This window comes from Arthrobacter sp. NPDC092385 (genome assembly GCF_044755105.1).
In the GTDB taxonomy this organism is placed as follows: domain Bacteria; phylum Actinomycetota; class Actinomycetes; order Actinomycetales; family Micrococcaceae; genus Arthrobacter_D.
The window spans coordinates 1-26,923 of the sequence record NZ_JBIVQL010000015.1; the positions used below are offsets into that span (position 1 = coordinate 1).

The window sequence follows — 26,923 nt, forward strand, 5'->3', positions numbered from 1 at the left end:
TCACCAACCAACGACATCCCGGGCCTCGCGAACCACCTGCAGGGGAGAGGTATCACAGTCCGTCGAGTTCGCACCAGACGCGATTCGCCGGGTTCAAGTTGACATAATCGCGGTTATCGGCGAAACGGAAGCAGGCCTTGATGGCGCTGCCAACTACTCCGCTATCAAGGAACACCTGTGTGCGCACCTGGTCGTTTCAGGGTCGGAACAAGTATCATTTGGCGCTCGTTTGCATGTGTATATGAGGCACCAGTAATTGGACCCACCACGACACCGCTAGAGAAGGACCATCATGGGCGACGGAGTGAGACCCCAGCACCGGCATCGGTCCGTCGACTTCGAAGAAGTGGCATTGGTAAGTAGAACGCCGCCGCCCGGTCCCTGTTCCTTTTCAATGGGCGCGGGACGTGCCTGCCGAGACCTCGAGAGGTCGGTGGCACGATGCCCCCCCCAGCAGCCCTTGTACCTGGTGCGTCGAAGAGTGGTTAGTGCCGCGCGGTGGCTGTTGCCTGTGAACGGCCGATGCCTGGCAGGAAGCGGCCAACCTTCGCGGTGTAGTCGACTTAGGAGCGCCGGTGGGTGCGGTTCAGGTAGGGCTCTTCGACGAATCGGACCTGTATCTCCACGGCAACGAACAGGCAGGCCAGGGCCGCTGCGCTGACTGGTGTGGGCACCATGAGCACGATTCCAGTCATGGCCATGAGCATCGCAGAGAAAATGGGATTGCGGACCACGGCGAACAAGCCGGTCGTGACAAGGTCGGTGCGTTCGGTGGCGTCGACGCCGATGCGCCAGGAAGCGCCCATGCCGCTTTGCGCGGCCAGTGTGCCCAGGAAACCGATGATGGCGGTGATGAGCCCGACCCAGGCGAGGCCGGGCAGTCGGGGCGGGATGACGACGCCGGCGAGAGCCAGTGCGGGACCGGCAGTGCCAAGCACCATTGCTGCGACGAAGAGAACACCGCCCCACCACTCGACGGACCCGGGTTTCCCGCTAATGCCGTGGAAGCCGGTGGAGCCGGTTTTGCGCCGGTGGATCCAGGACCTGACGCCGAAGGTGGTGATGACCCCGACCATGTACAGACCTAAGGCTACGAGCGACGCGGTGTGCACTGACACGATCAGCCTCAATTCCATCGAACACAAGGGTTAGGAGGGTCCCGGAAAGACGTCGGGACGGTTACAGGAGCCTTAGGTGAAGACGTGAAGGAAGCGGAAGAACACGGAGGCTGCGACGGCGATGTAAATGAGGACGATGATCGGTCCGACCCATGCTGCGAGCCACCGGGTGAGGCCAGCAGGTGCGGGGATGACGCCGTGGACCATGTTGCGGACCGTGGTGAGGATGAACAGGGGAATCATCGCAGCCCAGACGATCATGCAGTAGAGGCAGAGGATGTAGATGTCGAACAGGGCCTGGCTCCACAACCAGGTCGCGAACACGGCTCCAAGGGTGACACCTGCCTGCAGGCCGGCCCAATACCAGCGGTTGAACTGGGCGCGGGCTAGCAGGACCATGCCGGTGGTGATGATGATCGTGAACCCAACGAGACCGATGAAGGGGTTGGGGAAGCCGAAGAGTTCGGACTGCCAGGTTTCCATGACCTGACCGCAGGACACCCACGGGTTGATGTCGCAGCTGGTGACGTGGTCCGGGTTCCGGTACAGCTCGAGCTTTTCGAGGATCAGGATCCCCGCGGCAACCCATCCGATGACACCGGTGACCACGAGCATGACGCCGAAGGGGATCCTGCGTGCGAACCCGGGCATCGGGGCCACGTCGTCCTGGGCGGGTTCCTGAATCGAGGAAACATCGTTTGTGGTCGGGTGCGACATGGTGGGTGGTCTTTCGCAGGAAGTCGTGATCAGTCCGCGATGGCGGTTTCGATGAGACTGCGGAATTCCTCAAGCGTGGACGGCTGGATTTTCTCGCCATCGAGGAAGAAGGTAGGGGTACCCTCGACGTTCAGGGCCATGCCGTCCGCCTTATCGACGTTGACCCGCTCCATTGTTGCCGGGTCGGCGATCGCCGCGTCGTAGGCTGCCATGTCCAGGCCGAGGTCTTCGGCGTAACCCCTGAATACCGGTGACCGGTCCTCATCGGCCTCGCCCCACTCGGTCTGCGTCTCATACATGCGTGCGTGCATGTCCTTGAACTTGCCCTGCTGCGCTGCGGCCTCAACCGCGGCGGCCGCGGTTTCTGAGTTCCGGTGCCCGGGCAGCGGGAAGTACCGGGAGACGACGGTCAGGTTCTCCCCGTATTCCTCGGAGAGGTCCTCCACGACCGGATACGCGGCGAGACACGCTTCGCATTCGAAGTCGAGGAACTCCACCAGCACCGCCTTCTCGTCCGGTGCCTGGGACAGGCGGTGGCTGTCCTCACGAACGACCTCGGCCGTGGTGGTCGCGCCGGCGGCCTGGCCCTCATCCTCGCCAAGAGTGTTGAAAAGGATCACCAAGCCGATGACGAGAGCGACAGCGGCGAGCAGGCCGACCATGACCCGGTTCTGCAGGCTCAGGCCCTTCTTCGCGTCAGGGGTCGTGGTTGGAGCGGGGGCGGGGGTCGGCACGGTGGTGTCTCCTCGTCATGGAACTGCGTCGTCGTGCTCGTTCCCCGCCCAGTGCAGGGAACTACTGGTCAATCAGGTGGAGCTGGGGTAGGTCGGGGCTTACTTCGGTGTTCTAGTCGTGCGTGCAGCAGGCACAGGACGCCTTGGCGGGCGTCGATGTCGCGTCTGCTACCGGACCTGCTGTGGTGCTTGCTGCACCACCCGGTCCTGTTGATTGGGCCGTCAACGTCAAGGGCGTACTTCCCGCAGGAGTGCTTATCACCGAAGCGGTTGACGTTATAGCAGCGGTTGAACGTGTCGGCGTGCCGGGGCTGCAGCACGAGTCCGCACCGCCGGCAGGCGTGCTCTCACCGGTGTCAACGCTTCCATCGACGTCGAGGTTTCCAAAGGTCGGGGCGCAGCAGGAGTCACCCTTCCATGCCTCACGGCCTTCCTTGATCGCGACGGCGGCGATGACCAGGGCTGCGATCGGGTCAGCCCAGGACCAGCCGAGCATGCTGTTCAGCAGCAAGCCCACCAGCAAAACCGCCGACAGGTACGTGCACAGCAGTGTCTGCTTGGAGTCCGCAACAGCGGAACGCGACCCTAGCTCCCGTCCGGCCCGGCGCTGGGCCCAGGACAGGAACGGCATGACCGCCAGGCTTACGGCGGCGAGGACGATGCCCACCAGCGAGTGCTGGGGCTCGGACGCGCCGAGCAGGGTGCGGACGGCGTCGAAGGTCACGAACGCTGCAAGGCCGAAGAACGAGAACGCGATCAGGCGCAATGCGGTCTTCTCACGGGCTTCCGGGTCGCGACCGGCGAACTGCCAGGCGACGGCCGCGGCGGAGAGGACCTCGACGATCGAGTCCAGTCCGAAGCCGATCAATGCGCTCGAGGACGCGATCGTGCCGGCACTGATCGCGATGACCGCTTCGATCACGTTGTAGGTAATCGTCGCTGCCACGAAAAGCCGGATTCGCCGGGACAGGATCGCACGCCGCTCCACGGAGGGGGCTGAAGGTGCTGACTGCACGGACGCTGCTGACGTGTGGGTCCTCATCAGCAGCAAACCTTCCCATCGACGTGATTCGCTGTGGTGGTGCAGCAGCATTCGACATCCGCCACGGCGACGACGTCCAAAAGAGCATTCAACGCCACACCTAGCTTCTGATCGGCCAGCTCGTACCGGACCCGACGACCTTCAGGAACAGCGACAACCAGCCCACAGCCCCGCAGGCAGGTCAGGTGATTCGACAGGCTCTGCCTGCTCACTCCGGCCAACTCGGCCAGGTCACTGGGGTACGCCGGCCCCTCCCTCAGGGTCAGGAGAACCTGCGCCCTGGTCGGATCCGACAGGGCGTACCCGAACTTCGCGAGCACGGCTGGCTGCAGTAAGGTCTTCACACCCTGATAATACACTGTCCTGTGTATTGATGAAGGATGGGGAATGGCGTGGGTCGGGCAGGCAGGTCGCCCCGGTGCATAGGCGCATCGGTGCGCCTTCATGCCGGGGTACATGGCCGGACGGGGCTGGCTGTGGATGCGCCGTCGTGCGGGCGGTCCGCAGTGCGTTCCGGCACGAAGAGACTGCATCGGCCCGTCAAGGCGGTGGCGGTAAGGTCAGCAGGGCAAGAACGGGTGATGGTGACGGGAAAGGACGGCGGCATGCAGGTTACGGCTCCAGTGCGCCTCATCCGGTCGATCATCGTGACGTCCTGCATGATGTCCCTTGCGCTCGGCGCGCATGTAATGGCTGGAAGCTCCCTCCCGACGTGGCCCCTGCTCGTCGGGCTGGCAATGCTCGCCCTGATGCCAATTGCTTTCCTGGCCGGACGACGGCTCTCTCTTCCCGTCCTGAGCGGCCTGCTCGTAGGCGGCCAAGTCCTTCTGCACCATATTTTCGAGATGCTCTCCAGTCCTGCAGTCTGCACACCTCAGGGTATGCATGGTGCGGGGGCGAATCACCCGGCGGTCGGAATGCAGTGTGCTCCCATCGGGTCCGTATCCGAGCATCTTGTCCCGCACCTGGTCGACAGTGGCGCGGCACCGATCATGGTGATCGGACACCTGCTGGCCGTCATGGTGATGGTGTGGATCCTCTCCCGCGGTGAGGACGCTTTCTGGTCACTCCTTGCCTGGCTGCGCCCCCTGATCGGATTGCCCTCACCGATACCGGTGACTGGCCGGCTACAGCTGCCCGAATACGCCGAACGAACCGTCGCTCCCCCTGCCCGACGCAATGTGCCTGCCGATGTGCGACGAGGACCTCCGGAACCCATGCTCCCGACAATGGCGCTCAGCTGATCCTTCGTACCGCATGTGATTGGTCGGACGCCTGCGCGACCTCTTTAGACCATCACTGCTTAGCGCCCGCGGCCTACCTGTCGCAGAGGCCCACGAAAGGCACACCCAAATGCTTGCTGCACACACCACTTCCCTGCCCGTCGGCCCGTCATCCGACGGCGCCGCTCCTGCCCGCACTGCCCGCCGGACTGTACGCGGTATCGCCGCCTTCGCTGCCACGTCGGGCCTGCTGCTCGCCGGTGCCAGCGCCGCTTCCGCCCATGTAAGCGTCGACCCTGCCTCGACCACGGAAGGCGGTTACTCCCAGTTGACGTTCAGCGTCCCCAGTGAATCGACCGACACCACCACGAACAAGATCGAGGTCGCACTTCCCACCGACACGCCCTTCACTTCCGTGAGGGTGAAGCCCGTCGAGGGATGGACCTCCGAAGTGGTTCGGGGCGACCTGCCCGAACCGGTCGAAGTCGACGGGGCGACGCTGACCGAGGCGCCGCTGACCGTAATCTGGACGGCCAACGACGAGGAGCACCAGCTCAACGCCCAGCAGTACCAGACGTTCTCGCTCTCTGTGGGGACACTGCCGGAGGCCGGCACCACGGTAGAACTTCCCGTCACGCAGTCCTACGCGGATGGGACCGTCCGTGCTTGGGACGAACCGGCCATCGAGGGCGAGAAGGAACCAGAAAACCCGGCTCCCTCTTTCGTCACGACCTCGTCCGACGGCACGGACTCCCACGGAGCGGCCAGCACCGAAGCGACCGACGAAGCTGTAGCGGGCACCAGCGAGGTCGACACCGAACAGGCCTCCACCACGACCGACACCTCGGGTACTGTGCTCGGCTGGATTGGTCTGGGCGCCGGTGTTCTGGGGCTCCTGGTTGGCGCGCTGGCACTGGCCCGTACCCGCGGTCAGCGCCAGAACTAACGACGCGAACCACCAAGGTGGGGTGCCGCTCCCACATCACCCCACCCTGGTGTCGCCTGAAAGGAACAGTTATGACAGCACAGGCACGCACCACCCCTTTCCCCTTTGTCTCCGCCTTGACCTCGAGGTCCCGCTTCACCTCTGAGTTCCACTCCACATCTCAGCGTTTACGGAGGCTTTTCGCACAGATAGCAGCCCTGATTGTGGCCTCTGCCCTGTTGCTGCTGGGGCCGGTCGGTACGGCGACCGCACACGATGAGCTCGCCGACAGTTCCCCCGCAGCCGACGCGACCGTTGACGTGGCTCCCGCTGAAGTCGTTCTCACCTTCACCAACCCGCCCTCCGGTATCGGAGCGGACATCATCGTCTCTGACAGCACGGGCACTATCTGGTCAGAAGGCTCCACCCGAGTGGTCAACAACACGGCAATTCAGGCCCTGAAATCAGGTGCCCCGGCCGGTACCTACACAGCGCAATGGCGGGTAGTCTCCTCCGACGACCACCCCATCGAAGGGACCTACTCCTTCACGAGCACTACCGCCCAAACAGGGTCCGTAGGCAGTGCCGATTCTCCAACGGGACAGCCAAGCACCCCGAGCACAGAAACCGAAGAAGCCGCGTCCGCGCCACCCCCGGCCAGTGACCCTGCCAGCTCCACCGGGCTACCGGATTTCGTCATCTACTTAGCCATCGGCGGCGTCATCCTCGCAGTCGTTCTGGCGCTCATCACACGTCGCCTCCTGAACAAACAGTAGAACGTCCGCTCCTCCGATCACTGGTGCCTGCTCCCCTGGTTCACCGCCTACTTCGCCCATACATGACCGGGTGAAAACACGGGGAGCAGGCTTCTCTGACTGGGACAGCTTTCGGAGCACATGCGCCCGGACTATCGGTGCCCAGCACTTCCCCACCCGTATCACTGCCTAAAGGTCATTCGCCCCGTGAACATCGAACTACTCTTCACCCAGACCGACCCTGAGATGGTTGAACTCCGGCAACGGACCGAACGATCCCTGGCGAACCTCGCCCCCTATGCCAATATCACCCTTGTACGAACAGGCGCCCGGAAAGCTCCATCCCGGCTTGTACCCGAGCACCTGCCGGCGCTGCTCATCGATAACACGATCGTTCCGGCTGATCCCCCAGATGCGCCTGATTACACCACCCCGGCCACCGTCAGCCCGACTGGTGGGACGAGCTCGCCTGTCCGCAGCTCATCCGTTCCGCCGCACCCGATCCCCAGCCAGCGGCAGATCACCGCACATCTGGCCCAGGCACTGCTCACCGCCGGGCCGGGAGCAATCAGGCTGCCCCTGGTACACCGCAGAATCGTGGCCATCGCGCTGCTGCTCATGCTCGCGGGCGCATTGTCCTCACAGTTCCTAGCGATCGGTCCGGTGCTCACCTTCACCGGGCTGCTTCTGCTGCCCGTCGGATTAGCGACCAATGGCACGCGGTCCCGCCGACAACCACTCATGCTCTTAGCAGCCGTCGCCGCGTTCGCCAGCGCTGTCCTGCTCCTGGCCTACTTCGGGCCGCTGCTCTTCAGCGGCACAGACTCTGCAGAGCCTCCCGCCTCCGGCCTCTTCTACGCCGCGCTGATATGCCTATGTCTGGCCTGGGCGGCCGCCCTCACCGCGCTTCTGGCACGCCGGCGTCTACGACAGCAGCTCAAAAATCGACTGCTGCGGCAAGTAACCGACCAATCCGGAACCACACCGGAAGGGTGATGTGGCACCCGGCCTTGTTATCATCGTCGCTTAACGATATAAACGGTGCATGACGATGAATTATGATCTGCACCAGCACGAGGATGTAGCCCGTATCTTCCGGGCACTGTCCGAGCCTTCCCGGCTGACGCTCATCCACTGCCTTGCCGACGGGCCTCACCGGGTCGGCGAACTCTCGGCGCACCTCGGCCTGGCGCAATCGACGGTCTCGGCGCATTTGGCGCTACTTAGAGATGCGGGGCTGGTTGCAGCAACCCCCGACGGGCGAGCAACCCTGTACCGGCTGGCCAACCCCGGCCTCGATGATCTTCTGCACGCCGGTGAACGTCTCGTCACCCCGGGAACTGAGGACGTCTCCCATCAGGGCCACCACGACGACAGTCCGCTGGTAACTGCGGTGGACACGGCGTCTACAGGGCGCCCTCGCACAGGAGAAGCTGTTCTTCCGAATCCTGTGGTGCCGGCATGAGCGCCGGGCATGGCGCTCATTCCGGACATGCCGGTCATGATGACCGGGGTGCTGGCGGGAGTGGCGGTAAGAGTGGCGGGCATGGACATTCCCATGGCCTGACAGCGGGAGGAGCTCATCGGGGCCGACTCGTCGCTGCCCTGGCTATCACGCTCTCGGTCATGCTGATCGAGGTGGTGGGCGCTGTCGTGTCCGGGTCTTTGGCCCTGTTGGCCGATGCCGGGCATATGCTCAGTGACTCCTTCGGCCTGGCTATCGCCATTTTCGCGACTTGGCTTGCGGCCCGCCCGGCGACGGAACGACGGACCTTCGGGTGGAAGCGGGTGGAAGTTCTCGCGGCCCTTGTCAACGGCCTCATCGTCGGTGTCATCGGCGTACTGATGCTCATTGAAGGCACGAAGCGTTTCCTGGCGCCCGTGGAGGTCGACGCCCCCATCATGTTGATCGCGGCGGCGCTGGGGCTGATCGCGAACTTCCTCGCCCTGCGGCTGCTCATGGGAGGGCAGAAGGAAAGCCTCAACGTCCGAGGCGCATACCTCGAGGTCCTGGGCGACATGCTCGGATCCATCGCTGTCATCGTCGCGGCCCTCGTCATCGGGCTCACCGGGTTCGCACGCGCCGACGGCCTGGCAAGTATCGCCATCGGCATCCTGATTCTCCCCCGCGCCTACAGCCTGCTCAAGGCTGTAGTCCTGGTGCTCCTGGAGGCGACACCGGAGGAGACGGACCTCGCCGAGGTGCGCCGGCACATGGAAGAAGTACCCGGCGTCGTCCTGGTGGATGACCTGCATGCCTGGACGATCACCTCAGGCCTGCCAGCACTAACCGCCCACGTGCAGATCGACACTGAAGCGTTCACCAGCGGGCGCGCCGAACGGATTCTCGCCGAGCTCAACGCCTGCATCAGCGAACACTTCGACATCCGGCACTCCACCCTGCAACTCGAACCAGCCACAGGCCGCCACGACCACTGCTAGGCACACGCATGGCAGTCTTCTTCAACGGAGGACTGCATCCGAGGGTTGTTGAACCCAGATCCGCTGCGCGTCCGGGATGCTCAGACGCACCGCAGGACCCGTGCCGGACGATTCGGCTGAAATGGTCAGGTCATCCTCGCTCCGCTCGTGCACGGTGATGGTGCTGCCGGGGCGGATGTCGTTCACGGCCAGAAGCCGCAGTAATTCCGGTTTCCTGTCGTCAACACGCAGCACGGTGCCCTGTCGGGCGGGTCCGAGGTCTTCGAGCAGGACGAACGCGGACACCGGTACCGTGCCGGAGGCGTCAGGGATGGGATCTCCGTGAGGATCATGAGTGGGATGGCCCAGACGTTCATCGATCGCCTCGAGAAGGCGGTCCGAGACGGAATGCTCGAGGAGCTCGGCTTCATCATGAACCTCGTCCCAGGCGTAACCGAGATCCCGGACAAGCCAGGTCTCGATGAGCCGATGCCGCCGCACGACAGCAATCGCGCGGGCGGCCCCTTCCTCTGTGAGGTTCAAAGGCCCATACGGAACATGATCAACGAACCCAAGAGCAGCGAGCTTCTTCACCATGCCCGTCACCGACGCCGGAGCGACCGCCAGCTTCAACGCCAACACCGAAGGAGTGATGGGCTCGTCCTGCCACTCCGTGTGCTGATAAATGGTCTTGAGGTAGTCCTCGACCGCCGCGTTGGGCAGGGTTCCTTGCCGCTGTGTCGTCATCATCAAACAGGTTCCATGTCGTGAGCTGTCGGGGGACTCGGGCGAACTGCCAGTGGACAGTGGTTGGCCGGTCCTTGGGCTGCGGATGAGAGCCTGCCGCCGCACGCAACAGGCTACAGGGATGCATCCTGCCGGCTTGACCGTGGTCCGGAGCTGCAAGGCGTCCGGACGACGGCCGGGTTCATCATTCGGTGCCGATCTCGCGGCGGGATCATCCGCTGCCGGTGAAGATCAGGTAAGCAGGGTCAGATTCAGTGTCACCAGTAGGGCTGCGACGACAGCGCCGACCAGGGTCGTCCACCACCTGTTCTGGTGATCTCCCATCACGTCGGAGCGCGTGCCGAGGTAGACCAGGGGAATCAAAGCGAAGGAGATGCCGAAGGAGAGCACTACCTGACTGAGGATCAGCGCCTGCGTGGGATCGACTCCGAAGGCAAGAATCAACAGTGCCGGAATGAGGGTAATGATGCGCCGCGTGGCCAGAGGAATTCTTACCCGCAGCAGGCCGTGCATGATTTCGGCTCCCGCATACGCGCCGACGGAGCTCGATGCCAAACCCGACGCGAGCAACCCGATCGCAAAGAGCGTCGCGATGACTGGGCCGAGGACCTCGGCTATCGCCCCGTGAGCGCCCTCCAGCGTGCCCGTGTCGTCCCGGCCCTGCAGGGATGTGGCAGCCAGGAGCAAGATGGCGAGGTTGACCGCGCCCGCAATGGTCAAGGCGATGGTGACATCCCAGCGGGTGGCGCTCAGCAACCGTGGCACCGCTGCCTGAGGTCGCCGTGGAAAGCGGTCGCGTGCCAACGCTGAATGCGCATAGATTGCATGCGGCATGATGGTCGCACCGAGGATCGACGCGGCCAGGAGGACGGACTGGCTGCCGTCAAAGGCCGGCAGGAGGCCTGCTACGACATCGGTCGGTTCGGGAGGGCTGAGAAAAACTCCCGCCGAGAAGCCGATCACGACGATGAACATCATCGAGATAATGATCCGTTCAAAGATCCGTTCACGGCCGTGGCCGTGAAGCTGCAGGACGGCCAGGGACACTGCCCCGGTGATCAGCCCGCCGACCACCAGGGGAAGGCCGAACAGGATGTTCAGGGCGATCGCCCCGCCGAGGATCTCGGCGATGTCGGTCGCCATGGCGACCAGCTCGGCCTGCAACCAGAACCCGCGTCGCGCCCAGCGTGAGCTGATCCGCTCCCCCAGTATTTCCGGGAGGCTCTTGCCGGTGACGATGCCGAGCTTCGCGGAAAGATACTGCACCAGCCAGGCCATGACGTTTCCGAGGACGACCACCCAGACCAGCAGAAACCCGTAGATCGCCCCGGCAGTCATGTTGCTTGCGACGTTTCCTGGATCGAGGTAGGCGACACCCGCTACGAGGGCGGGCCCCAGCAGCCATATCGTCCTGCCTCCGCTAAGGGGCACCTCGGGCGAAGGAGCAGCCTCGAGGGACTGCCCAGGATGGATTGGTGCGGAACTCTGACGGAACATGACCCGACCCTAACATTTTTAGTCGTGCCTAAAAAGGGGTTGGGTGCAGAGGGGCATCGACGACGGCGACGACGCCGAATTGAGCCGCACAGGAGCATACTACGTGGGACCGAGAGCCTCGCAATGGCTGTCGCGGGCTCTCGCTGCCGGATAAAGGGCCGCCACCGACTCCCCTGCAAGGCGTCCGGTTAGACCCCTGCGTAACTGTGCAGTCCCGAGAAGTAAATGTTCACGATGGTGAAGTTGAACACGATGCAGAGGTAGCCCACGATCGACAGCCAGGCGGCCCGTGTGCCCGTCCAGCCGCGCGTGGCGCGGGCGTGCAGGTAGCCGGCGTAAACGGTCCAGATCACGAAGGTCCAGACTTCCTTGACATCCCAACCCCAGTAGCGTCCCCATGCCAGTTCGGCCCAGATAGCACCGGCCATGAGGGTGAACGTCCATCCGACGAAGGCGAGGGCGTTGAGGCGGTAGGAGAGGTTCTCGAGGCTGAGGGCGGATGGCACCAGGCGCAGGAATTTCGCGGTGTCGCCCTCGCCGGCGAGGAGCTTGGCCTCCCGCGAGGTTTGGAGGAGCTGCAGGATGGACATGGCAAAGGTGATGGTGAAGAGCGCCGAGGACGCTACGGCGATGGACACGTGCACGATCAGCCAGTAGCTCTGCAGGGCCGGGATGAGGCGGGCGACGGGCGTGGGGAAACCGACCGTGGCGGCGCACAGCATGATGACGACGAGTCCCACCACGAAAGAGCCGACGAAGCGGAGGTCCTTGCGCGTGAGGGTGACGAGGAAGATGGCGGCGACGAGGAAGGCACCCGTGGTGCAGAACTCGTACATGTTGCCCCAGGGCACCCGGTTTGCGGCAATGGCGCGGGTGATGACGGCTGCACCGTGGATCAGCGCGGCCAGGACGGTCAATGAGACTGCGACACGGGCCAGTCCACGCCGTGGGCCGGAGCCGTAGTCCATAGAATCGTCGGCCGTGGCGGGCGCCGACGACGTAGTAGTGCCCGACGTCGTCGAACCCGTCGCCCGTGCCCCGATACCCGCAAGGGCGCGCGCGGAAACGGCCTTTTCATCGGCGAGCCGCGACTCGAGGGCGCCGATGGTCGAGCTCGATTTCACGAGGTCCAGCACGAAGAAGATGAGGGCCACCACGTAGGCGATGGAAGCCAGCAGCATGAAGAGCTCGCTGACCTGCCCGAGCTCGGCGTTGACTGGTTGTGGCATCAGTTGTCCTTTGCGTTGTCGTGCGACTGCCCGGAGCCAGCTGCCGACACGGCTTCCGGCACCCTCCTTCGTGTTGCGGGGCCCAAACTGCACCATTTTGGCGAAGAAGCCGTCCATGCCTGCCAATACTTTCCCTGGCCAGCATGTGAAGCTCTACTCCATCAGCAGCAAGCTGTCGGCCCCTGCGGCCGGCCCATCATGCCCTAGGGGTCAAGTCGCTTTGGTTCGACGGTACAGCATCAGACGATGACATCAGATTTACGCGCTATCATCGTCAAATGGCGATTCAACGTGTGGTTTCTGCTGCTTCGTGCAGCCAGCTCAATCCTGCAGTGGCACTGTTTCATTCGCTCAGTGATCCGACCCGCTTGAGCATCGTGAAGCGTATGGCCGGCGGTGAGGTCCGGGTCGGTGACCTGACCAGGGAATTAGGGCTGGCCCAGTCGACTGTGTCTGCCCATGTGGCATGCCTGCGCGATTGCGGCCTGGTGGAAGGCCGGATGGAGCGTCGCAGCGTGTACTACTCGCTGTCCCGCCCAGAACTGATGGACATGCTCGCCCACGCAGAGGTTCTGCTTGCCGCCACCGGCAACGCGGTCAGCCTGTGCCCGAACTACGGCACCGGCAGCACCGGCGCCGCCCTCACGATGGAGGATGCACAATGAGCGACGCCTGCTGCAGTGATGAAAAGCCCGGGAGCGGCGAGTCCGAGGAAACGGAGGAAGCCGTAGGTTTCTGGCACGTCCGGGAGGTCCGGGCGGCCGCCGTCTCCGGTGTCCTGCTCCTGGTGGCGTGGATCGTGTCGCTGACCGGCGGGCCCCAGTGGCTGACGCTTCCCCTGGAGATCGCCGCGTTGCTGATTGCGGCCTGGACGTTCGTTCCCTCCACCCTGCGGCGCCTGGTCAAGGGCAAGATCGGGGTCGGGACCCTGATGACAATCGCTGCCGTCGGCGCTGTCGCTCTTGGGCAGTTCGAGGAGGCCGCCATGCTGGCCTTCTTCTACGCGATCTCTGAGGGACTCGAGGAGTACTCGCTGGCAAAAACCCGCCGTGGACTGCGCGCCCTGCTAGATCTTGTCCCGGCAGAGGCGACAGTCCTGCGCGGCGGCGCCGAGGTCACTGTCGACCCGGCGGAACTTGTCCCCGGCAACCGCATGGTGGTCCGGCCCGGGGAGCGCCTTGCCACCGACGGCAGGGTCGTCACCGGCCGCACATCCCTGGACACATCCGCGCTGACCGGTGAGTCCGTACCCGTCGAAGCCGGACCGGGCAGCGAGGTCTACGCCGGGTCGATCAACGGCACCGGCCCGCTGGAGGTTGAAGTGACCAGCACGGCGGAGAACAACTCGCTGGCCAGGATCGTCCATATCGTGGAAGCTGAGCAGTCCCGCAAAGGCCCAGGCCAGCGCCTGGCCGACTCCATCGCCAGAAAGCTCGTCCCCGGCATCCTGATTGCCGCCGCGCTGATCATCGTCTTCGGCTTCATCGTCGGCGAACCATTGCTGTGGTTCGAACGCGCTCTCGTGGTCCTGGTCGCCGCCTCGCCCTGCGCCTTGGCCATCTCCGTGCCCGTCACGGTCGTCGCTTCCGTCGGTGCGGCCAGCCGCATCGGTGTGCTTATTAAGGGCGGAGGCGCCCTGGAAACCCTCGGCAAGATCCGCACCATCGCGTTGGACAAGACCGGGACCCTCACCCGCAACAAGCCCGCCGTGATCGATGTCGTTGCGACCCGGAGGGCCACCAAGGAACACGTCCTGGCCCTCGCGGCGGGTCTGGAGGCCCGCAGCGAGCACCCGCTCGCCCGCGCCATCCTCGCCGCCACCACGGATCGGGCGGCCATCACCGACGTGAACGCCGTCCCCGGCGCCGGCCTGGAAGGCCTGGTCGAGGGCAGGACCGTCCGCCTCGGCCGGCCGGGCTGGATCGACGCCGGCCCACTGGCCGCTGAGGTTGCAAGGATGCAGCGCGCGGGCGCGACCGCCGTCCTGATCGAAGAAGCAGGCGAGGTCATCGGAGCGGTCGCGGTCCGTGATGAGCTGCGTCCCGAAGCCCCAGAAGTCATCGCACAGCTGAGCGCCTCCGGTTACACCACGGCCATGCTCACCGGTGACAACCTGATCACCGCCACGGCACTGGGTCAGGCCGCCGGGATCACGGAGGTCCATGCTGATCTCCGACCCGAGGACAAGGCCGACATCATCCGCACCCTCCAAGGCCGTGCCCCTACCGCCATGGTCGGTGACGGCGTGAACGACGCCCCCGCCCTGGCGACCGCCGACAGCGGCATCGCCATGGGCGCCATGGGAAGCGACGTCGCGATCGAAACCGCGGACATAGCCCTGATGGGCGAGGACCTGAACAACCTTCCCCAAATCCTCGATCACGCCCGCAGGACCCGACGCATCATGCTCCAGAACGTGGGGTTGTCCCTGGCGCTGATCGCAGTGTTGATTCCGCTCGCGCTGTTCGGTCTGCTCGGCCTGGCCGCCGTCGTCCTCATCCACGAACTGGCCGAAGTCGTCGTCATCGCCAACGGCGTCAGGGCTGGCCGGATCAGCCGTAGAACCACGGCCAACGCCGCTCAGCCCGCCCCGATGCTGGAACCGGCAGCGTGAGCGCAGGAACCGCTGCGCCGGCCGCGGACGCCCGGCAGGCCCGACGCTCCAGGACGGTGCTGCTTCTGATAGCGGTGGCCCTGGCTGTAATCGACCTAGCGGTCAAAGCTGTAGCCGAAACCCTGCTCTCCACCGGTGCGACAACCGACCTCGGACCACTCAACATCAAGCTCCTCTATAACCGTGGTGTCGCATTCAGCCTCGGCGCGGATCTGGCACCCTGGGTCGTTATCGCCGCCACCGGCCTGATCATCGCCGCCCTGACCTGGTACACCATTTCCTCCGCGCCATCCCTGACCGCCCTCTCCAGGACAGGAGCAGCCCTGCTGCTTGGAGGCGCGATCGGGAACTTCATCGACAGGCTCGACGGGCAAGGAGTCGTGGACTACCTACACAGCGGCTGGTTCCCCACCTTCAACCTCGCCGACGTGTTCATCACCACCGGAGTATCCCTCTTTGTCCTTGGCACCATGCTCTCCTCGCAGGCACGAACCGAAAAATGAATGCTTTCCCACTCATCGCCTGCCGTGGACTGGTCTGGAAAGGAATGCACTCGTCGTTGCCGTCATCGCGGCCGCAGTGATGCTCGGAAATCATCCGCGGGAAAAATCATCGAATTCATCACCGTGGTCATCACGAACGGGGCTTCCCTCAGCTCTGACACCCGGTTCGGTTGAAGGGTAGGTAGTCCAAGCTGATGCAGCTTCGACCACCGGTACATTGACTCAAGGTCGACAGGACCGCAGGGCATACGTTTGGATCTGCGGCCACTACCCCGCGGCGATTCATATACCGAAAGGCATTCCATTGAACAAGAAAAGGTCTCAGGAGAACCAGGACCGTCAGGCGCGCCTGGCCGCCATTCAGGCCCAGCAGCGTGCCAGTGAACGCAAGCGCAACGCCCTGGTCTTCGGTGGGATCGGCGCCGTGATCCTCGCCGTCATCATCGCGGTGACCCTCGTGATCGTGAACCAGGTCCAGGTGAACCGTGAGCGTGAGGCAGCCGCCGCGCAGCCCATCGAAGGCATCGAAAAATATCCCGATGTCACGTTCAACCACGTCGAGAGCGCCGTCGAGTACGAGCAGTTGCCCCCGGTGGGCGGTGATCACAGCCCGGTCTGGACCAACTGTGGCGTCTACACCGAGCCCGTTCCCGACGAGAACTCGGTGCACTCCATGGAGCACGGCGCCGTGTGGCTCATGTACAACCCGGACATCGGACAGGAAGACATCGATCAGCTGACCAGCCTCGTCGGAACGCGCTCCCACGTGTTGCTCAGCCCCTACCCCGGCCTCGACACCCCCATCGCCGCCAGCGCGTGGGGCCTGCAGCTCAAGGTCGACTCCGCCGACGATCCACGGCTCGGCACCTTCCTCGACAAATACATCCAGGGCGAGCAAACCCGCGAACCCGGCGCCACCTGCTCCGGCGGCATCACACCAGCGGGGCAGGCCTCGTAAGGCTCTTCTGTCTCAGCTAGCTGAACTGCCCCTGACCCCTCGTAGGCCGGGGTGCATTTAGTCGCTCGACTTACGGGATACCGAAAGGGACCGGCGGTCCATTCTCATTCGTCTCGGAAACATGAGGTGGCCTTGCCCGGTCAACGCAGGGCGCCGGTAGGGTCGATGCATGCCTTTCGACCTGCCGCGCAGCTCCCACGTCTTCGTGGACGAGTCCAAGGCAGGCAGCTACTACATCGCAGCCGCGGCCATCTCGCCAGCTGACGTCACCGCGACACGATCAGCCATCAGGGGCCTGCGGTATAAGGGAAGCTCCTCGGCACTTCAAGAGCGAGAGAGATTCAACGAGACGCGCGTTCCTCAAGGGTGCAGCCCAGACGGGCGTGAAGACCATCGTCTACATCGTCAATGGTCAGCCCGACAAGATAGCCCGACCCGCCTGTTTGGGAGCCCTAATCAAGGACCTGTGTGATGCCGAAGCCGAGCGCCTCGTGCTCGAGCAGGACGATTCCCTCGCAGCCGCAGACCGGCGAATCATCCACACTGAGCTCAAAGCCCGTGGGAACACCGGACTGGAATACAGACACATGCGCCGCGCGAGGAACCCCTGCTATGGGTCGGCGACGCCGTCGCCTGGTGCTTCCAGAAAGGCGGACCCTGGCGGACCGAGGCGGAACCGCTCATCGGTGAGGTCCGCCGGCTTTAAATGCGCGAGCCTGGCTCGTCATACCATCCGGAAGACTGCCAGGCTAACTTCGCGGGGCTACTGCCCGTTGCAGTGCCCACTGTACCGGGAACTCCACATAGCGAACAAGTAGGGCACCAGGGAACGCAGAGCCGTCAGGACCACGACGTGCTATCGGAGACGGACCGCGACCCAAACCCCGCATCGACGACGGATACGTGCGCTGCCACCAGCCAGCACGTGCAGCTTCTTCACCGCGAGGCGCCGACCGCAACAAGAACAGTGTGCTGTGTCCCCACCGGCAGGGTCGGCAGGTCTGGTACGGCCGGGCTTACTGCTGTGACTGGCAGGTGTCATCCGCCAGTGTAGGACCACGGCGGCGTCGGGAGTCAGGCAATCACGGAGCTAGGGAGTCAGGTGAGTGTCAGAAGTTCGGCGGCGAGTCTTCTTGCTTGATAGTGAGAATGTAGCAAAATCTGTGACGGTCCATAGTCAACCGACCGGGCGGACTGTGGGTTGCTGTCCGTCTCCATTGGAATTACCCCGCTCGATGGCGATTGTCCCGAAACCGGCCCTTGACCCATGTTCTCCTGAGCCCTTTTCCTGTTCAATGAGAGTCCTTCGACACATAGATTGCCGCGTGTAGTAAGTGCAGCGCGAGACGAACAGCTTGCACCAATGTGCTAGCGCTCAGATCCACTCACAAAACAGCACTTAGGAAGTTCAGCGGCAGCTGTGATCACTTCCACAGCCTGCTTCAAGCTCACTGTTATTAACGAAGGCTCCACCCTTGCATGTACCGAGCTGTCGCTGAACGCGATCACTACCAATTCCGATGACCGGATGCCTGTCATCTATGCGGGAAGTCCCTGGCCCTATACTTGAAGTATGCCAATCTTTTGCCCCATGCATGGCATTTGCGTTCACCCATTCGTCCTCGGGCGGCGCGGGAGTCGACCTTGAGCGGCGTCGTCCCCCTGCTGCATGGCATCGAAGCCTTGGCTTGTACAGCGGTTGCGTCGTCGATCGGCGTCGCTGGTGGAGCTTCTACATCTGCTGGCGTCGTGATCGATGACATCGCCGTAACTGCCCGGTACGCGTCGGGTGCGGACCTGAACCGTTGAGTGGTTCTGGAATGAGTACATCACCTGCTCCTCAACGTGGTTCCTTCACGGAACGATACGGAGGACCTGGTACCCGCTTGACGGCACGATCAAGGCGGGTGCTCTTAATCCTTGCCTTAGTGCTCGCAGTCATTATTGCCGGTTTCCTGTCTTTGACGAGTACGGAACCGGTGAGCAGCAAGGACGTGGGCTTCAACGTCGAGCAGGATGGATTCACGTCCGTCGATTTTGAAGTGATCAAAGACCCCGAGGCCACCGCACAATGTGCAGTGCAGGCATTGAGTGAGAACTACGCGGTGGTTGGCTGGAAGATTGTAGATATAGGCGCGAATGGGGTGGATGAGGGAGCTGACCAAGGACGTTCCACTTCCCATCGCGTGCAATTGCGCGTGGACTCACCAGCCGTGAGCGGTGGAGTTAATGCATGCTGGCTCGTAGAGGACTCTTAACCATCGGCGTGCGGATTGGTCAGTACAGCCTACGCCGGGCTGCAGTTCAGTGGTGGGGGCTTGGAGCAGGAACCGCTCTGGTGAGAGGCGTCGACAGTGGTGAGGCTCGAGGTGACGGAAAGTAGCCACTGATGGTCAGTCCGGCCGTCAGCGGTACCGTCCTAGCCGCGGCTGGACAGTGGTAAAACTTTTCCAACGGAGCCAACCTAGATGATGAGCATTCAGAGTGGCAAGTAGATCCGGGACGGATCGGCTACCGCCAGTCAGGAACACCCGATAGACCCCGCCGCACAGGACATGAAGGCCTCCAAAAGTGAGCTGTCGTGGACGGGACAAGGAGCCGCTCCGAGTTGGCAGAAGTACATCCATCAACTACTACCTGTAGAGCCGAAGTGATTCAGTCGTTCATAGTGCGGCTTGTCCCTGGTCAGTGTCGCTTGGTGATGCACGAGAGCCATACAGATCTGTAGCGGGTGGAAGGCACCAACCCTTGCGACACCGGTGGCGGTGACGCAATCCCATAATGAGAGGGCTATACGGCTATCGGCGGGAGCTGTCCCGGAAGCGGTTGAGCAGCGACTGGGGAAAGAGGCGGGCCTTAAGGCGGGTCGACCAAGAGCTGCCGTGACGGAGCGCCCGGGTCACTGCATCGACGTCCGCCCAACGGAGGGCTGCCGCTGGGCGCACGAGTACAGCCGGTGGCTGGGCTCCGGTGCTTTCTCCTGTCCTGCTTCCCAGACCGTGATTGGAGTATTCCTCGTGCTCATAGGCGGTTTTGAGCCGCGAAAGCGACGTTGCAGGTTCACCCCTCAATGAAGCATTCGTGGCGAGGCGTTCGGCGAATGTGCGGGGGGTGTCCGTGGGGTTCAATGGATAGCCAAGGTCGCCGGCGATCTCCGTCGTTTCCGCCCAAGCCGCCGTCGCTGCTCCGTGGCTGCCGCCTTCGACATTCTCCACGACGGACTGTCGTCGTACTTTGGTCCGCGCTATTCGCAGGAACAGCGGGAAAAGTGCGAGCAATGTGATTCCGACGACGGCCAAAAATCCCGCACCGGACAGCGCATGATTTTGGGGCCCTGTCGACTGCGTACTACCCCCGGTACTAGGCGGCTCAGTTGCGGGGCTGGTCTGGCCATTCGCGTCGGGTATAGCCCCGGGGTTGAGGGTGTCGCCGTCGTCGGCCCGTGGGCCGACCGGTGAGGAGGACTGCTGGGCGTAGGTGGGTACGACGCCACGCGACGGAGTCGGTTCGAACTGGACCCAGCCCACGCCCTCGAAGTACAGCTCGGGCCAGGAGTGCGCGTTGCGGGAGTCGACGACGAACTCGCGCAGCTCCGTCCCGCCGGGACCTTCGCTGGTGTTGCCCGTGGGGCTGCCTGGCGTGTAGCCGATAGCCATCCGGCTGGGAATGCCCGCCGCCCGGGCCATGACGGCCATGGTGCCGGCGTAGTGGACGCAGTAGCCGGACTTCGACTCGAGGAAGCGTGCCATGACGTCCACGCCGCTGCCGTCGTACCCGCCGTCCACCGGTGCCTCCACGGAGTAGGTGAACTCCGGGCCGCGGAGGTAGCTCTGAATAGCGAGGGCCTTGTCGTAGGGGTTCACGAACTCGCCGGTGACATCGTCCGTCCGGGTGCGGACGATCTCGGGCGTGTCCTCCGGCAGCTCCTTGAAAACCTCCGACACATCGTCGTAGTCAGACGGGCCGATGGCGCCGAGGCCCTCGCGCGTGAGCTCGGCGGAGGTGCTCTGCACGAGGTACTCCTGGCGTGCGGTGGACCCGCCGTCGGTCGCGAGAACCGACAGGTTCGCCGGGTCCCAAGCCCAGGTGCCGGAGAGGTTCGTGATGCCCACGGGTGCGTAGGGGGCCAGCAGCCACGGACTCGCGTAGCTCTGCGTGGTGACGCGCGTGAACACGGTGCTGCCGGCCGGCGCGGTCTGCGGGGCGCCGTCCTCGGCACCGATCTCCGCGACGCCCTGCTCGCGGTCGTCGAGTCTTTGGTCAGGTTCCCATCGCCGGCCGCTGAAGTCCTCGAGGGTCACCGCTCGGAGGTATAGGGGAGTATCCGAGTTTGTGGCGTAGGCGATCCGCCCGAAGCCCGTGGGGTTGCGGAGGTCGTTGCCGAGCGTCACTGCCGGATTCAGCCCGGTGGCGTTTCCCCAGACGTTGAGCCGCGCGCCCTGCGGGAAGGCGCCGGAGTTGAAGCCGGGCACGAACAGCGGCAGGATCACGGCCACGGCGAGGGCCGCCGAGCCGATGATCGCGCTGCGCCCCGCGAACTCCGACGAAGCCCGCACGCCACTGGACGCGAGGCGGTTCTCGCGCCACTGCGCCATCGCGAGGAGCAGCAGGTAGGCCAGGGCGGTGGCGACGAAGGCGAACATCCCGATGCCGTCGGGCTTCACGATGGCCGGCGCGACCAGAACGATGAGGAGGCCCAGGCCACTGGCGGCGGGCATGCGCATCGTCGCCGCGAAGAGGTCCACGATGATGGCGATGAGCCCCAGGGCTGCGCACGTGGTGAGGAAGATCCCCGGGCCGGGCAGTACGGGAGCCACCTGCGAGACGACCGTCTCCTCCGCCTCAGCAAGGAGGCGCCGGAGCTCGAGCGAGGTGCCCGGCCCCGGCACGATACCGAGGATGCTCTGCCGGGTGAAGAACTGGGCGGTGAGGGCTCCGACAAGCGCGAGCACCCCCACGAGGGCGCCCAGCACTCCATTGAGGCGCAGGGCCCGCGTCAGCGCCATCGCCAGCAGCACCGGGACGAGTGTGCGGACCACGGGGCCGAGCCACGTCCAGGGCTCCACGACGCCGTTGAGGCTTGTCGCCGCGGCGAGCACAGCCAGGAGGGACGCGCCCGTGACAGCCCAGTGCCAGGGATCAGCAGAGGGTGCTGGCCGTCGCGGCGAAGATGCGTGCTCCGTGGCAGGAGTGGGGCGGGAAAGTGTTGAAGTCATGCCGTTCCCCTCAGGGTGGAACCGCGGCCGGAGCGAGGTACCTCCAACGGGCCGGCTGCGGCAAAAAAGCGGTCCTATGAATGGTGCCCGGCAAGTACCATGCACCTGAGGTTCGAGCAGCACCGACTATGACACTGTCCCATATCGTTCCAAGCATCCTAGAAGTGTTGAGGTCTTGTCGGAAAACCATGCCCCATAAATGGTTCACGGTACGATGTATTTGATGTGCCACGGTGGCGGCATCTCGGAACGTGACGTTCCGATACATGACCCGTCCGGCTCCCGCGAACAGGAAGATCCGTTCGACGGTGTCGGATGTGACAGGATCGGCACCTTTTTATGAATCCCTGGTTTGCGGCAATGATTCCCCTGTCCATCATCCTGGTGCTGGGTTCCATTGCCTTCTTCATCGGCTTCAAGGGGTACCTGTCGAACGACCGCGATGAGCCCGGCCGGGATCACGAGCCTTCACCTACACCCTCGAGCTCCTCATCGGGTTTTCAGACAGAGTCCGACACGGGCGTGACCGACCGTGCAGCACAGCAGGCTGCCCTGCGGGACGCGATCAGGGCCAGTGACCGTCTGATCGCGCGTGCCTCCCACGAGCGGGCTGTCCTGGTGCAATTCATCGACCTTTATGCGCCCGGCACCATTTCTGTTCAGGAGTTCCTCTCCAACCTCCGCGCGGACTACTCACGGAGGATCACCTTCGTCGCCCGTCACCTGCCCAGCAATGATCAGGCGCTCCTCGGCGCGGCAGCTCTTGAGGCAGCTGACCGTCAAGGTTGCTTGTTTCCCTTCCTGGAAGCACTCACCCTTGATGCGGACGCCCAGGAACTACCGCGCATGCACACCCGCCTCACCATCGACACCTATGTGGCTGTTGCCCGTGAACTCGGACTTAATACAGGCCGGTTCGAAGCCGACATGACCAGTACCGAGGTGCGATCACGCATTGAAGCCGACCGAGCCGAAGCCACGCGCGTCGGCGTGAGCCGGGCGCCGGCGCTGATTCTCCTGGATGACCAGAACCATAATGCCTTGACGTCTCTCGAAGACTTCCGCGAAGCTGTTCGACTCGTTGCAAGCTAGGAACAAGGTTCTTCTCAACGTCGCCCCAGACGGACGGGTAAGCGGAGCCCACAGCCCACCTCACGAGCAATGACGTATGGGCGCAGCGCCCACACGCGGACAACGCGCCTATCGCTGGCGGTCGTGGCGTGCAGCGCGTTGCCTGAGCTGCTCAAGATAGTCGTTGTAGGCGTCGAGCTCCGGTGTTCCCTCCAGGTTGTGCTTTCGGTCGATGGCCCGTGATGTCACGGTGTCATCGCGTTGCCAGCGCACCATGATGATCAGCAGCATCAGCACCGACGGCAGCTCCCCATAGGACCAGGCCAACCCGCCGGCGATACCCTGATCGGTCATCGGATCAACGTCCCATCCCGCGGGCAGAGTGCCGAAGAAGTCGACGACAGGTGTGGTGGCCATCATCAGGACGACGCCGAAGAACGCATGCAGAGGCATTTCGGCGAAGATGTCGAGGAACCGGCCGAAGTGGGACTGCTTCACCGGCAGTGGGTCCGTCGAGAGCACGGGGACGGTGAAGAGCACCCCGGAAATCAGGAACAGCAGTTCCAGGGTGATGTGCCCGTACCAGGACGGCAGCATCGCGTCGGCGATACCGCTGAGGTAGACACCATAGAAGCTGACCAGGAACACCGGGATCATGAACGCCGGATGGAGAACAATCCGGGCGGACCTCGAGCGCAGTCCTGCGTGGGCGAGCCGGAGGATCGGGCGCCCGAGTCCACGGTGAGGGGTTGCCCGTAGCAATAGGGTGCCGGGCCTGCCTAGGACCAGAAGCGGGGGAACGGCCATCATGAGAGTCAGCTGCTGGAACATGAACACCGAGAACATGCGCAGCCCATAGCCCTCGACTCCTGCCCCCATCGTGATCATGATGATGATGCAGCCCGCCAGGAAGATTGCTGTCCGCCATACCGGCCAGGACCGCCCCATCGACCACAGACGGATGGCGCCGGCTAGGTACAACAGGCCAAGCACCAAGGCGATGGCAGGGATCAGCGGGATGGGTTGCAGTGTCGGCGCCAGGTAGGTCGCCCATGTCGGTGGGGCTTCGGGTATCCAGACCGGTCCACTAACCCACGGGTCATTCACTGATGTCCAACCATCCCAACGTCACGGTCTCACCTGCGATTTAGCGTATCGAGCCCGGAGCACCACATACGGCACTCAATGCCATCCTGCCCAGAAACGGAAGCAGAAGCATAAGCATAACGAGCGGTACCAGCAGTTCGTGCCGAACCTTCACCCTGACCGTCATCCAAGCAGGTAGCGACGGGAGCGCAATAAAGAGCCGAGCGCGCAATGAAATAGCGGCAAGCACCCCCGTCCAGGGCACTTGCCGCTATCTCAGCTTATGTCGACCACGTCACCGGAAGGTGGGGTTAGCCGCTCACCCGCACGAAAGAGGAACCGGCGAGGTCGGACAGGGGGTGCTCTATGGTGGCGTTGATGCCGTTCATGCCGCTGCTGATGACCTTGCCGCCGCCGACGTAGATGGCGACGTGGCCCGGCCGGATTACGAGGTCACCGGGTGCCGGGGTGGCAACGACAGTTCCGAACTGGAAGAACTGCATCGGGCCGAGGTCTCCGACATTCTTGCCGATCGAGCGCAGAGCCCGCTCGACAAGAACGGTGCAGTCCTGGGTTGAACCGATCTGTGCGTACGCCGAGGCGACCAGGGCGGCACCGACACCACTGGCGGCGACGGTGGGCTGCGCCGGAGCGGGCGTGATCGGGGCGATGGAGGCCGAGGTCAGGGAAAATCCTGCACGCGCCGCCGCGGGAGCAGGCGCTGCGGCAGGTGCACTGTAGAAGACCTGGTTGGCAGGTGCGGCAGCCGGAACCGTGGCGGCACTGACGGCAACACTGGCAGCGGCGCCGCCGGAGAGCTTGATCTGCTGGCCGGGGTAGATGACCGAGGCGTAGGATAGTCCGTTGCTTGCCAGCAGTGCGTCGAGGTTCACGCCGTGCTTGGCGGCGATAGCGCCCATCGTGTCACCGGAGGCAACCGTGTACACGCCGGCAGCAGATGCTGCAGGAACCTGAGCGGGTGCAGGAGCAACGGTGGCTGCGGGAGCCTGTACAGCAACAGCGCTGGAGGTGTCCTGCGTATAGGTTCCGGCCTGAGCAGCGGGGGCTCCAACAGCGAAAACAAGGCCGCCGGTAGCAGCTGCAATGATGGCCGGCTTGCCCAGCGCCACAGCGCCGGTCTTCGCGGAGTACGACAGGCCTTCAAGGGCGATCGAGTGGGTGACGACCGCGCGGTGGCGCGCAGGAATGGATGAACGTGACATGGTGATTGCCTCTCCCATGCCTGCGGGGTGAGCTGTCGGGTTCGGATGGGAGTCACCCGGCCGTCGTTCAAGCCTGCGCATTCCTGCAGTCGCGGACGCTACTTCAGGTCGTGCCTAGGTTGTCGGATCGACTTAACCCCGAGGGTCATCGCACTGACGTGCTATGACCCGGTGGAAACGTGGTTCCCCCGTCCCTGCCAAATGGGTTGTACGAACGGGTCCCGGGAGCAGCGGCAGGGCTCGGCATTCTGCGCGGGAGAGTGATCTCGACGGGTGCCGGGATCACCTGAGGAGAATACCCCAGGGCGGTATCAATAGTCACGTTCAGGTAACGCAACTCGGCGTGTTGCGGCAACACGCCGTTAGAAGGGCCGCGAAAGAGGCCCTGCGGAACTGCCAACCGCGCTGTTCGCCCGCACGCCCTCACCGCTGATTCCGACCTACATGCGAAACCTAACTCGCCCGAGCACCAGCTTGGGTTGAGTATGTCGACTCGACCCGGGACCACCAGAACGGTCTGATTGAGGACCCGACTATCGTTTGCTTTGATGACCACATAGGTGTCGTCCCGGCGGTCTCCGTTGTTCATGAAGCGCTCTGAGTGGCTTCCCGAAGGGTCAATGGTGGCGCGGGACACTGTGAGACTATCTGGAAGTGCATACGAAGCTTTTCCCAGGGCGATTGACCGGAATCGATGCAGCTCGCGGAATTGCTCTTTTTGGCATGATGAGCACCCACATTTTTCCGCTCTACTCATCAAGTACCAGCAATGCAACGTGGATAGCGCTCTTTTTTTCCGGCAGGGCATCAGGTCTTTTCGCCGTTGTTGCGGGAATCGGGCTCGCCTTCCTGACGGGTGGAAGCTCGCCGCACCGAGATGGGGCCCTCGCTGCAGATCGTAGGGGCATCGTCATCCGCGCGCTCATCATCGCTCTGACTGGGTTGGTACTCGGCGGAGTGGAGACGAACATTGCGATCATCTTGTTCCACTACGGCATCCTGTTTCTCGTCGCCCTGCCCTTCACAGGTCTGCCGTTCAAGGCTTTGGCTGCATGGGCTGTTGCTTGGACACTGCTGTCACCGGCTGCCGCGTACCTTCTGCGGCCACTGGTGAGGGAGAATGTAGACCCGTCCTCGTTGGGTGCGAACCCGACCTTTGAACACTTTTTCGAACCCCGGACACTTTTTGCCGACGTCTTCCTCACGGGTTACTACCCCGTCCTGCAATGGCTAAGTTTCGTCCTGATCGGTATGGCTATCGGCCGCCTCAACCTCCGACGCCTCGGCGTCCAGCTAGGACTGCTTGGTGCAGGACTCGCAACGGCCATCATGGCAAAGCTGATCAGTGCCGAGCTGCTCGGACGCGGAGGCGGGCTACAAGCCCTTTTGAGGACGCCCGACGGAAACGCCTACCCCCTTGAAACAATGCTCAACGTAGGCCTTACCGGGATCAACCAGTCCGGGTCGTGGTGGTGGCTCGCCGTCAGCGCACCGCACTCGGGCGCACCGCTGGACCTTCTGCATGTAGCCGGATCAGCCACAGCCACGATTGCTATCTGCTTCCTGGTGACACGCAAGTACCCAAACCTACTCCTGCCGTTGTCAGCGACCGGGGCCATGACGCTGACGCTGTATTCGCTGCATATAGCCGTCATGAGCGCGGCCGGCCAACTGAATCCATCACCCGATGCAGTGCAACTGTTCTGGGTACAAGTGGTGATTGCGGTAGGGCTCGGCATTCTCTTCCACCGGTTGAAGGTCCGAGGTCCCCTTGAGCTTCTCATCTCGGGTGCGGCAGGTGCTGCCCGGAAAGGTGACTGGAAGCAAAACAGTCTGTGAGGGCA

The 26,923-nt window shown here is 63.6% G+C and carries 24 protein-coding genes and 1 riboswitch; of the genes, 13 read left to right on the forward strand and 11 right to left on the reverse strand.

Annotated features, from left to right (window positions below; genetic code table 11):
- Positions 1-563: 563 nt before the first annotated feature.
- The 5 genes from ACIQCY_RS15560 to ACIQCY_RS15580 form a co-directional block, all read right to left on the reverse strand.
- Positions 564-1,118 carry a methyltransferase family protein gene (locus tag ACIQCY_RS15560; RefSeq protein WP_400484806.1) on the reverse strand — a complete coding sequence of 185 codons (555 nt, stop codon included), beginning with the start codon at positions 1,116-1,118 and terminating at the stop codon, positions 564-566.
- Positions 1,119-1,190: 72 nt separating this feature from the next.
- Positions 1,191-1,835: a vitamin K epoxide reductase family protein gene (locus ACIQCY_RS15565; RefSeq protein WP_400484807.1), complete on the reverse strand. Its 645-nt coding sequence runs from the start codon at positions 1,833-1,835 to the stop codon at positions 1,191-1,193.
- Between the two features lie 29 nt (positions 1,836-1,864).
- A complete protein-coding gene (locus ACIQCY_RS15570) occupies positions 1,865-2,497 on the reverse strand; it encodes a DsbA family protein (protein WP_400484808.1) in 633 nt (210 codons plus the stop codon).
- Between the two features lie 184 nt (positions 2,498-2,681).
- A complete protein-coding gene (locus ACIQCY_RS15575; protein WP_400484809.1) occupies positions 2,682-3,611 on the reverse strand; it encodes a cation diffusion facilitator family transporter in 930 nt (309 codons plus the stop codon).
- Positions 3,611-3,955, reverse strand: a complete 345-nt coding sequence (locus tag ACIQCY_RS15580; RefSeq protein WP_104119176.1) for a helix-turn-helix transcriptional regulator — start codon at positions 3,953-3,955, stop codon at positions 3,611-3,613. Before ACIQCY_RS15580 ends, ACIQCY_RS15575 begins: the two co-directional genes overlap by 1 nt.
- Before the next feature lie 237 nt (positions 3,956-4,192).
- Between ACIQCY_RS15580 and ACIQCY_RS15585 the strand changes: the two genes are divergently transcribed.
- The 6 genes from ACIQCY_RS15585 to ACIQCY_RS15610 all read left to right on the forward strand — a co-directional run bounded on the left by ACIQCY_RS15585 (position 4,193) and on the right by ACIQCY_RS15610 (position 8,956).
- The gene (locus ACIQCY_RS15585) at positions 4,193-4,855 is read left to right on the forward strand and encodes a hypothetical protein (protein WP_400484810.1); all 663 of its coding nucleotides are present in this window, start codon (positions 4,193-4,195) and stop codon (positions 4,853-4,855) included.
- A 109-nt stretch (positions 4,856-4,964) separates the two neighbouring features.
- Positions 4,965-5,780, forward strand: a complete 816-nt coding sequence (locus ACIQCY_RS15590) for a YcnI family protein (protein ID WP_400484811.1) — start codon at positions 4,965-4,967, stop codon at positions 5,778-5,780.
- A gap of 71 nt (positions 5,781-5,851) precedes the next feature.
- Positions 5,852-6,535, forward strand: coding sequence for a copper resistance protein CopC (locus ACIQCY_RS15595; protein WP_400484812.1), 684 nt, complete (start codon positions 5,852-5,854; stop codon positions 6,533-6,535).
- 186 nt (positions 6,536-6,721) lie between these two features.
- On the forward strand, positions 6,722-7,510 hold the full coding sequence (locus tag ACIQCY_RS15600) for a hypothetical protein (RefSeq protein WP_400484813.1): 789 nt from the start codon (positions 6,722-6,724) through the stop codon (positions 7,508-7,510).
- Positions 7,511-7,559: 49 nt separating this feature from the next.
- Positions 7,560-7,979 (forward strand): ArsR/SmtB family transcription factor, encoded by a 420-nt coding sequence (locus tag ACIQCY_RS15605; protein WP_400484814.1) that lies wholly within the window; start codon positions 7,560-7,562, stop codon positions 7,977-7,979.
- A complete protein-coding gene (locus tag ACIQCY_RS15610; protein ID WP_400484815.1) occupies positions 7,976-8,956 on the forward strand; it encodes a cation diffusion facilitator family transporter in 981 nt (326 codons plus the stop codon). Before ACIQCY_RS15605 ends, ACIQCY_RS15610 begins: the two co-directional genes overlap by 4 nt.
- A gap of 21 nt (positions 8,957-8,977) precedes the next feature.
- On the opposite strand, the gene ACIQCY_RS15615 is transcribed toward ACIQCY_RS15610, so the two are convergent.
- From ACIQCY_RS15615 to ccsB, 3 genes are all read right to left on the reverse strand, one after another.
- Positions 8,978-9,685, reverse strand: a complete 708-nt coding sequence (locus tag ACIQCY_RS15615) for a metal-dependent transcriptional regulator (RefSeq protein WP_400484816.1) — start codon at positions 9,683-9,685, stop codon at positions 8,978-8,980.
- A 228-nt stretch (positions 9,686-9,913) separates the two neighbouring features.
- Complete coding sequence (locus tag ACIQCY_RS15620) at positions 9,914-11,179, reverse strand: Nramp family divalent metal transporter (protein WP_400484817.1); 1,266 nt, start codon at positions 11,177-11,179, stop codon at positions 9,914-9,916.
- Between the two features lie 188 nt (positions 11,180-11,367).
- Positions 11,368-12,408: a c-type cytochrome biogenesis protein CcsB gene (gene ccsB, locus ACIQCY_RS15625; RefSeq protein WP_400484818.1), complete on the reverse strand. Its 1,041-nt coding sequence runs from the start codon at positions 12,406-12,408 to the stop codon at positions 11,368-11,370.
- Positions 12,409-12,686: 278 nt separating this feature from the next.
- Between ccsB and ACIQCY_RS15630 the strand changes: the two genes are divergently transcribed.
- The 5 genes from ACIQCY_RS15630 to ACIQCY_RS15650 all read left to right on the forward strand — a co-directional run bounded on the left by ACIQCY_RS15630 (position 12,687) and on the right by ACIQCY_RS15650 (position 18,741).
- On the forward strand, positions 12,687-13,073 hold the full coding sequence (locus ACIQCY_RS15630) for an ArsR/SmtB family transcription factor (RefSeq protein ID WP_400484819.1): 387 nt from the start codon (positions 12,687-12,689) through the stop codon (positions 13,071-13,073).
- Entirely contained in the window at positions 13,070-15,022 is a 1,953-nt protein-coding gene (locus ACIQCY_RS15635) for a heavy metal translocating P-type ATPase (protein WP_400484820.1), read from the forward strand. Before ACIQCY_RS15630 ends, ACIQCY_RS15635 begins: the two co-directional genes overlap by 4 nt.
- A complete protein-coding gene (gene lspA / locus ACIQCY_RS15640) occupies positions 15,019-15,525 on the forward strand; it encodes a signal peptidase II (RefSeq protein ID WP_400484821.1) in 507 nt (168 codons plus the stop codon). Before ACIQCY_RS15635 ends, lspA begins: the two co-directional genes overlap by 4 nt.
- A 304-nt stretch (positions 15,526-15,829) precedes the next feature.
- A complete protein-coding gene (locus ACIQCY_RS15645) occupies positions 15,830-16,483 on the forward strand; it encodes a DUF3105 domain-containing protein (protein ID WP_400484822.1) in 654 nt (217 codons plus the stop codon).
- A gap of 1,907 nt (positions 16,484-18,390) precedes the next feature.
- Positions 18,391-18,741, forward strand: coding sequence for a DUF4307 domain-containing protein (locus ACIQCY_RS15650; RefSeq protein ID WP_400484857.1), 351 nt, complete (start codon positions 18,391-18,393; stop codon positions 18,739-18,741).
- Between the two features lie 540 nt (positions 18,742-19,281).
- On the opposite strand, the gene ACIQCY_RS15655 is transcribed toward ACIQCY_RS15650, so the two are convergent.
- Positions 19,282-21,699, reverse strand: coding sequence for a transglutaminaseTgpA domain-containing protein (locus ACIQCY_RS15655; RefSeq protein ID WP_400484823.1), 2,418 nt, complete (start codon positions 21,697-21,699; stop codon positions 19,282-19,284).
- Positions 21,700-22,059: 360 nt separating this feature from the next.
- Here ACIQCY_RS15655 and ACIQCY_RS15660 point away from each other — a divergent pair, with 360 nt between their 5' ends.
- The gene (locus ACIQCY_RS15660) at positions 22,060-22,791 is read left to right on the forward strand and encodes a DsbA family protein (protein WP_400484824.1); all 732 of its coding nucleotides are present in this window, start codon (positions 22,060-22,062) and stop codon (positions 22,789-22,791) included.
- Positions 22,792-22,899: 108 nt separating this feature from the next.
- Here the strand turns inward: ACIQCY_RS15660 and ACIQCY_RS15665 are convergent, their stop codons facing one another.
- Positions 22,900-23,877 carry a cytochrome c oxidase assembly protein gene (locus ACIQCY_RS15665; protein ID WP_400484825.1) on the reverse strand — a complete coding sequence of 326 codons (978 nt, stop codon included), beginning with the start codon at positions 23,875-23,877 and terminating at the stop codon, positions 22,900-22,902.
- Positions 23,878-24,167: 290 nt separating this feature from the next.
- Positions 24,168-25,079, reverse strand: coding sequence for a LysM peptidoglycan-binding domain-containing protein (locus ACIQCY_RS15670; protein ID WP_400484826.1), 912 nt, complete (start codon positions 25,077-25,079; stop codon positions 24,168-24,170).
- 2 nt (positions 25,080-25,081) lie between these two features.
- Positions 25,082-25,335, reverse strand: a riboswitch (cyclic di-AMP (ydaO/yuaA leader).
- A 398-nt stretch (positions 25,336-25,733) separates the two neighbouring features.
- Here ACIQCY_RS15670 and ACIQCY_RS15675 point away from each other — a divergent pair.
- Positions 25,734-26,918: a heparan-alpha-glucosaminide N-acetyltransferase domain-containing protein gene (locus ACIQCY_RS15675; protein ID WP_400484827.1), complete on the forward strand. Its 1,185-nt coding sequence runs from the start codon at positions 25,734-25,736 to the stop codon at positions 26,916-26,918.
- Positions 26,919-26,923 lie beyond the last annotated feature (5 nt).

Coding starts and splice junctions, on each gene's coding strand:
- ACIQCY_RS15615 (WP_400484816.1), bottom strand. CDS start 9,685: ATGATGACGACACAGCGGCAAGGAACCCTGCCCAACGCGGCGGTCGAG.
- ACIQCY_RS15590 (WP_400484811.1), top strand. CDS start 4,965: ATGCTTGCTGCACACACCACTTCCCTGCCCGTCGGCCCGTCATCCGAC.
- ACIQCY_RS15610 (WP_400484815.1), top strand. CDS start 7,976: ATGAGCGCCGGGCATGGCGCTCATTCCGGACATGCCGGTCATGATGAC.
- ACIQCY_RS15655 (WP_400484823.1), bottom strand. CDS start 21,699: ATGACTTCAACACTTTCCCGCCCCACTCCTGCCACGGAGCACGCATCT.
- ACIQCY_RS15565 (WP_400484807.1), bottom strand. CDS start 1,835: ATGTCGCACCCGACCACAAACGATGTTTCCTCGATTCAGGAACCCGCC.
- ACIQCY_RS15670 (WP_400484826.1), bottom strand. CDS start 25,079: ATGTCACGTTCATCCATTCCTGCGCGCCACCGCGCGGTCGTCACCCAC.
- ccsB (WP_400484818.1), bottom strand. CDS start 12,408: ATGCCACAACCAGTCAACGCCGAGCTCGGGCAGGTCAGCGAGCTCTTC.
- ACIQCY_RS15585 (WP_400484810.1), top strand. CDS start 4,193: ATGGTGACGGGAAAGGACGGCGGCATGCAGGTTACGGCTCCAGTGCGC.
- ACIQCY_RS15570 (WP_400484808.1), bottom strand. CDS start 2,497: ATGGTCGGCCTGCTCGCCGCTGTCGCTCTCGTCATCGGCTTGGTGATC.
- ACIQCY_RS15605 (WP_400484814.1), top strand. CDS start 7,560: ATGACGATGAATTATGATCTGCACCAGCACGAGGATGTAGCCCGTATC.
- ACIQCY_RS15660 (WP_400484824.1), top strand. CDS start 22,060: ATGATTCCCCTGTCCATCATCCTGGTGCTGGGTTCCATTGCCTTCTTC.
- ACIQCY_RS15595 (WP_400484812.1), top strand. CDS start 5,852: ATGACAGCACAGGCACGCACCACCCCTTTCCCCTTTGTCTCCGCCTTG.
- ACIQCY_RS15620 (WP_400484817.1), bottom strand. CDS start 11,179: ATGTTCCGTCAGAGTTCCGCACCAATCCATCCTGGGCAGTCCCTCGAG.
- ACIQCY_RS15630 (WP_400484819.1), top strand. CDS start 12,687: ATGGCGATTCAACGTGTGGTTTCTGCTGCTTCGTGCAGCCAGCTCAAT.
- ACIQCY_RS15575 (WP_400484809.1), bottom strand. CDS start 3,611: ATGAGGACCCACACGTCAGCAGCGTCCGTGCAGTCAGCACCTTCAGCC.
- ACIQCY_RS15635 (WP_400484820.1), top strand. CDS start 13,070: ATGAGCGACGCCTGCTGCAGTGATGAAAAGCCCGGGAGCGGCGAGTCC.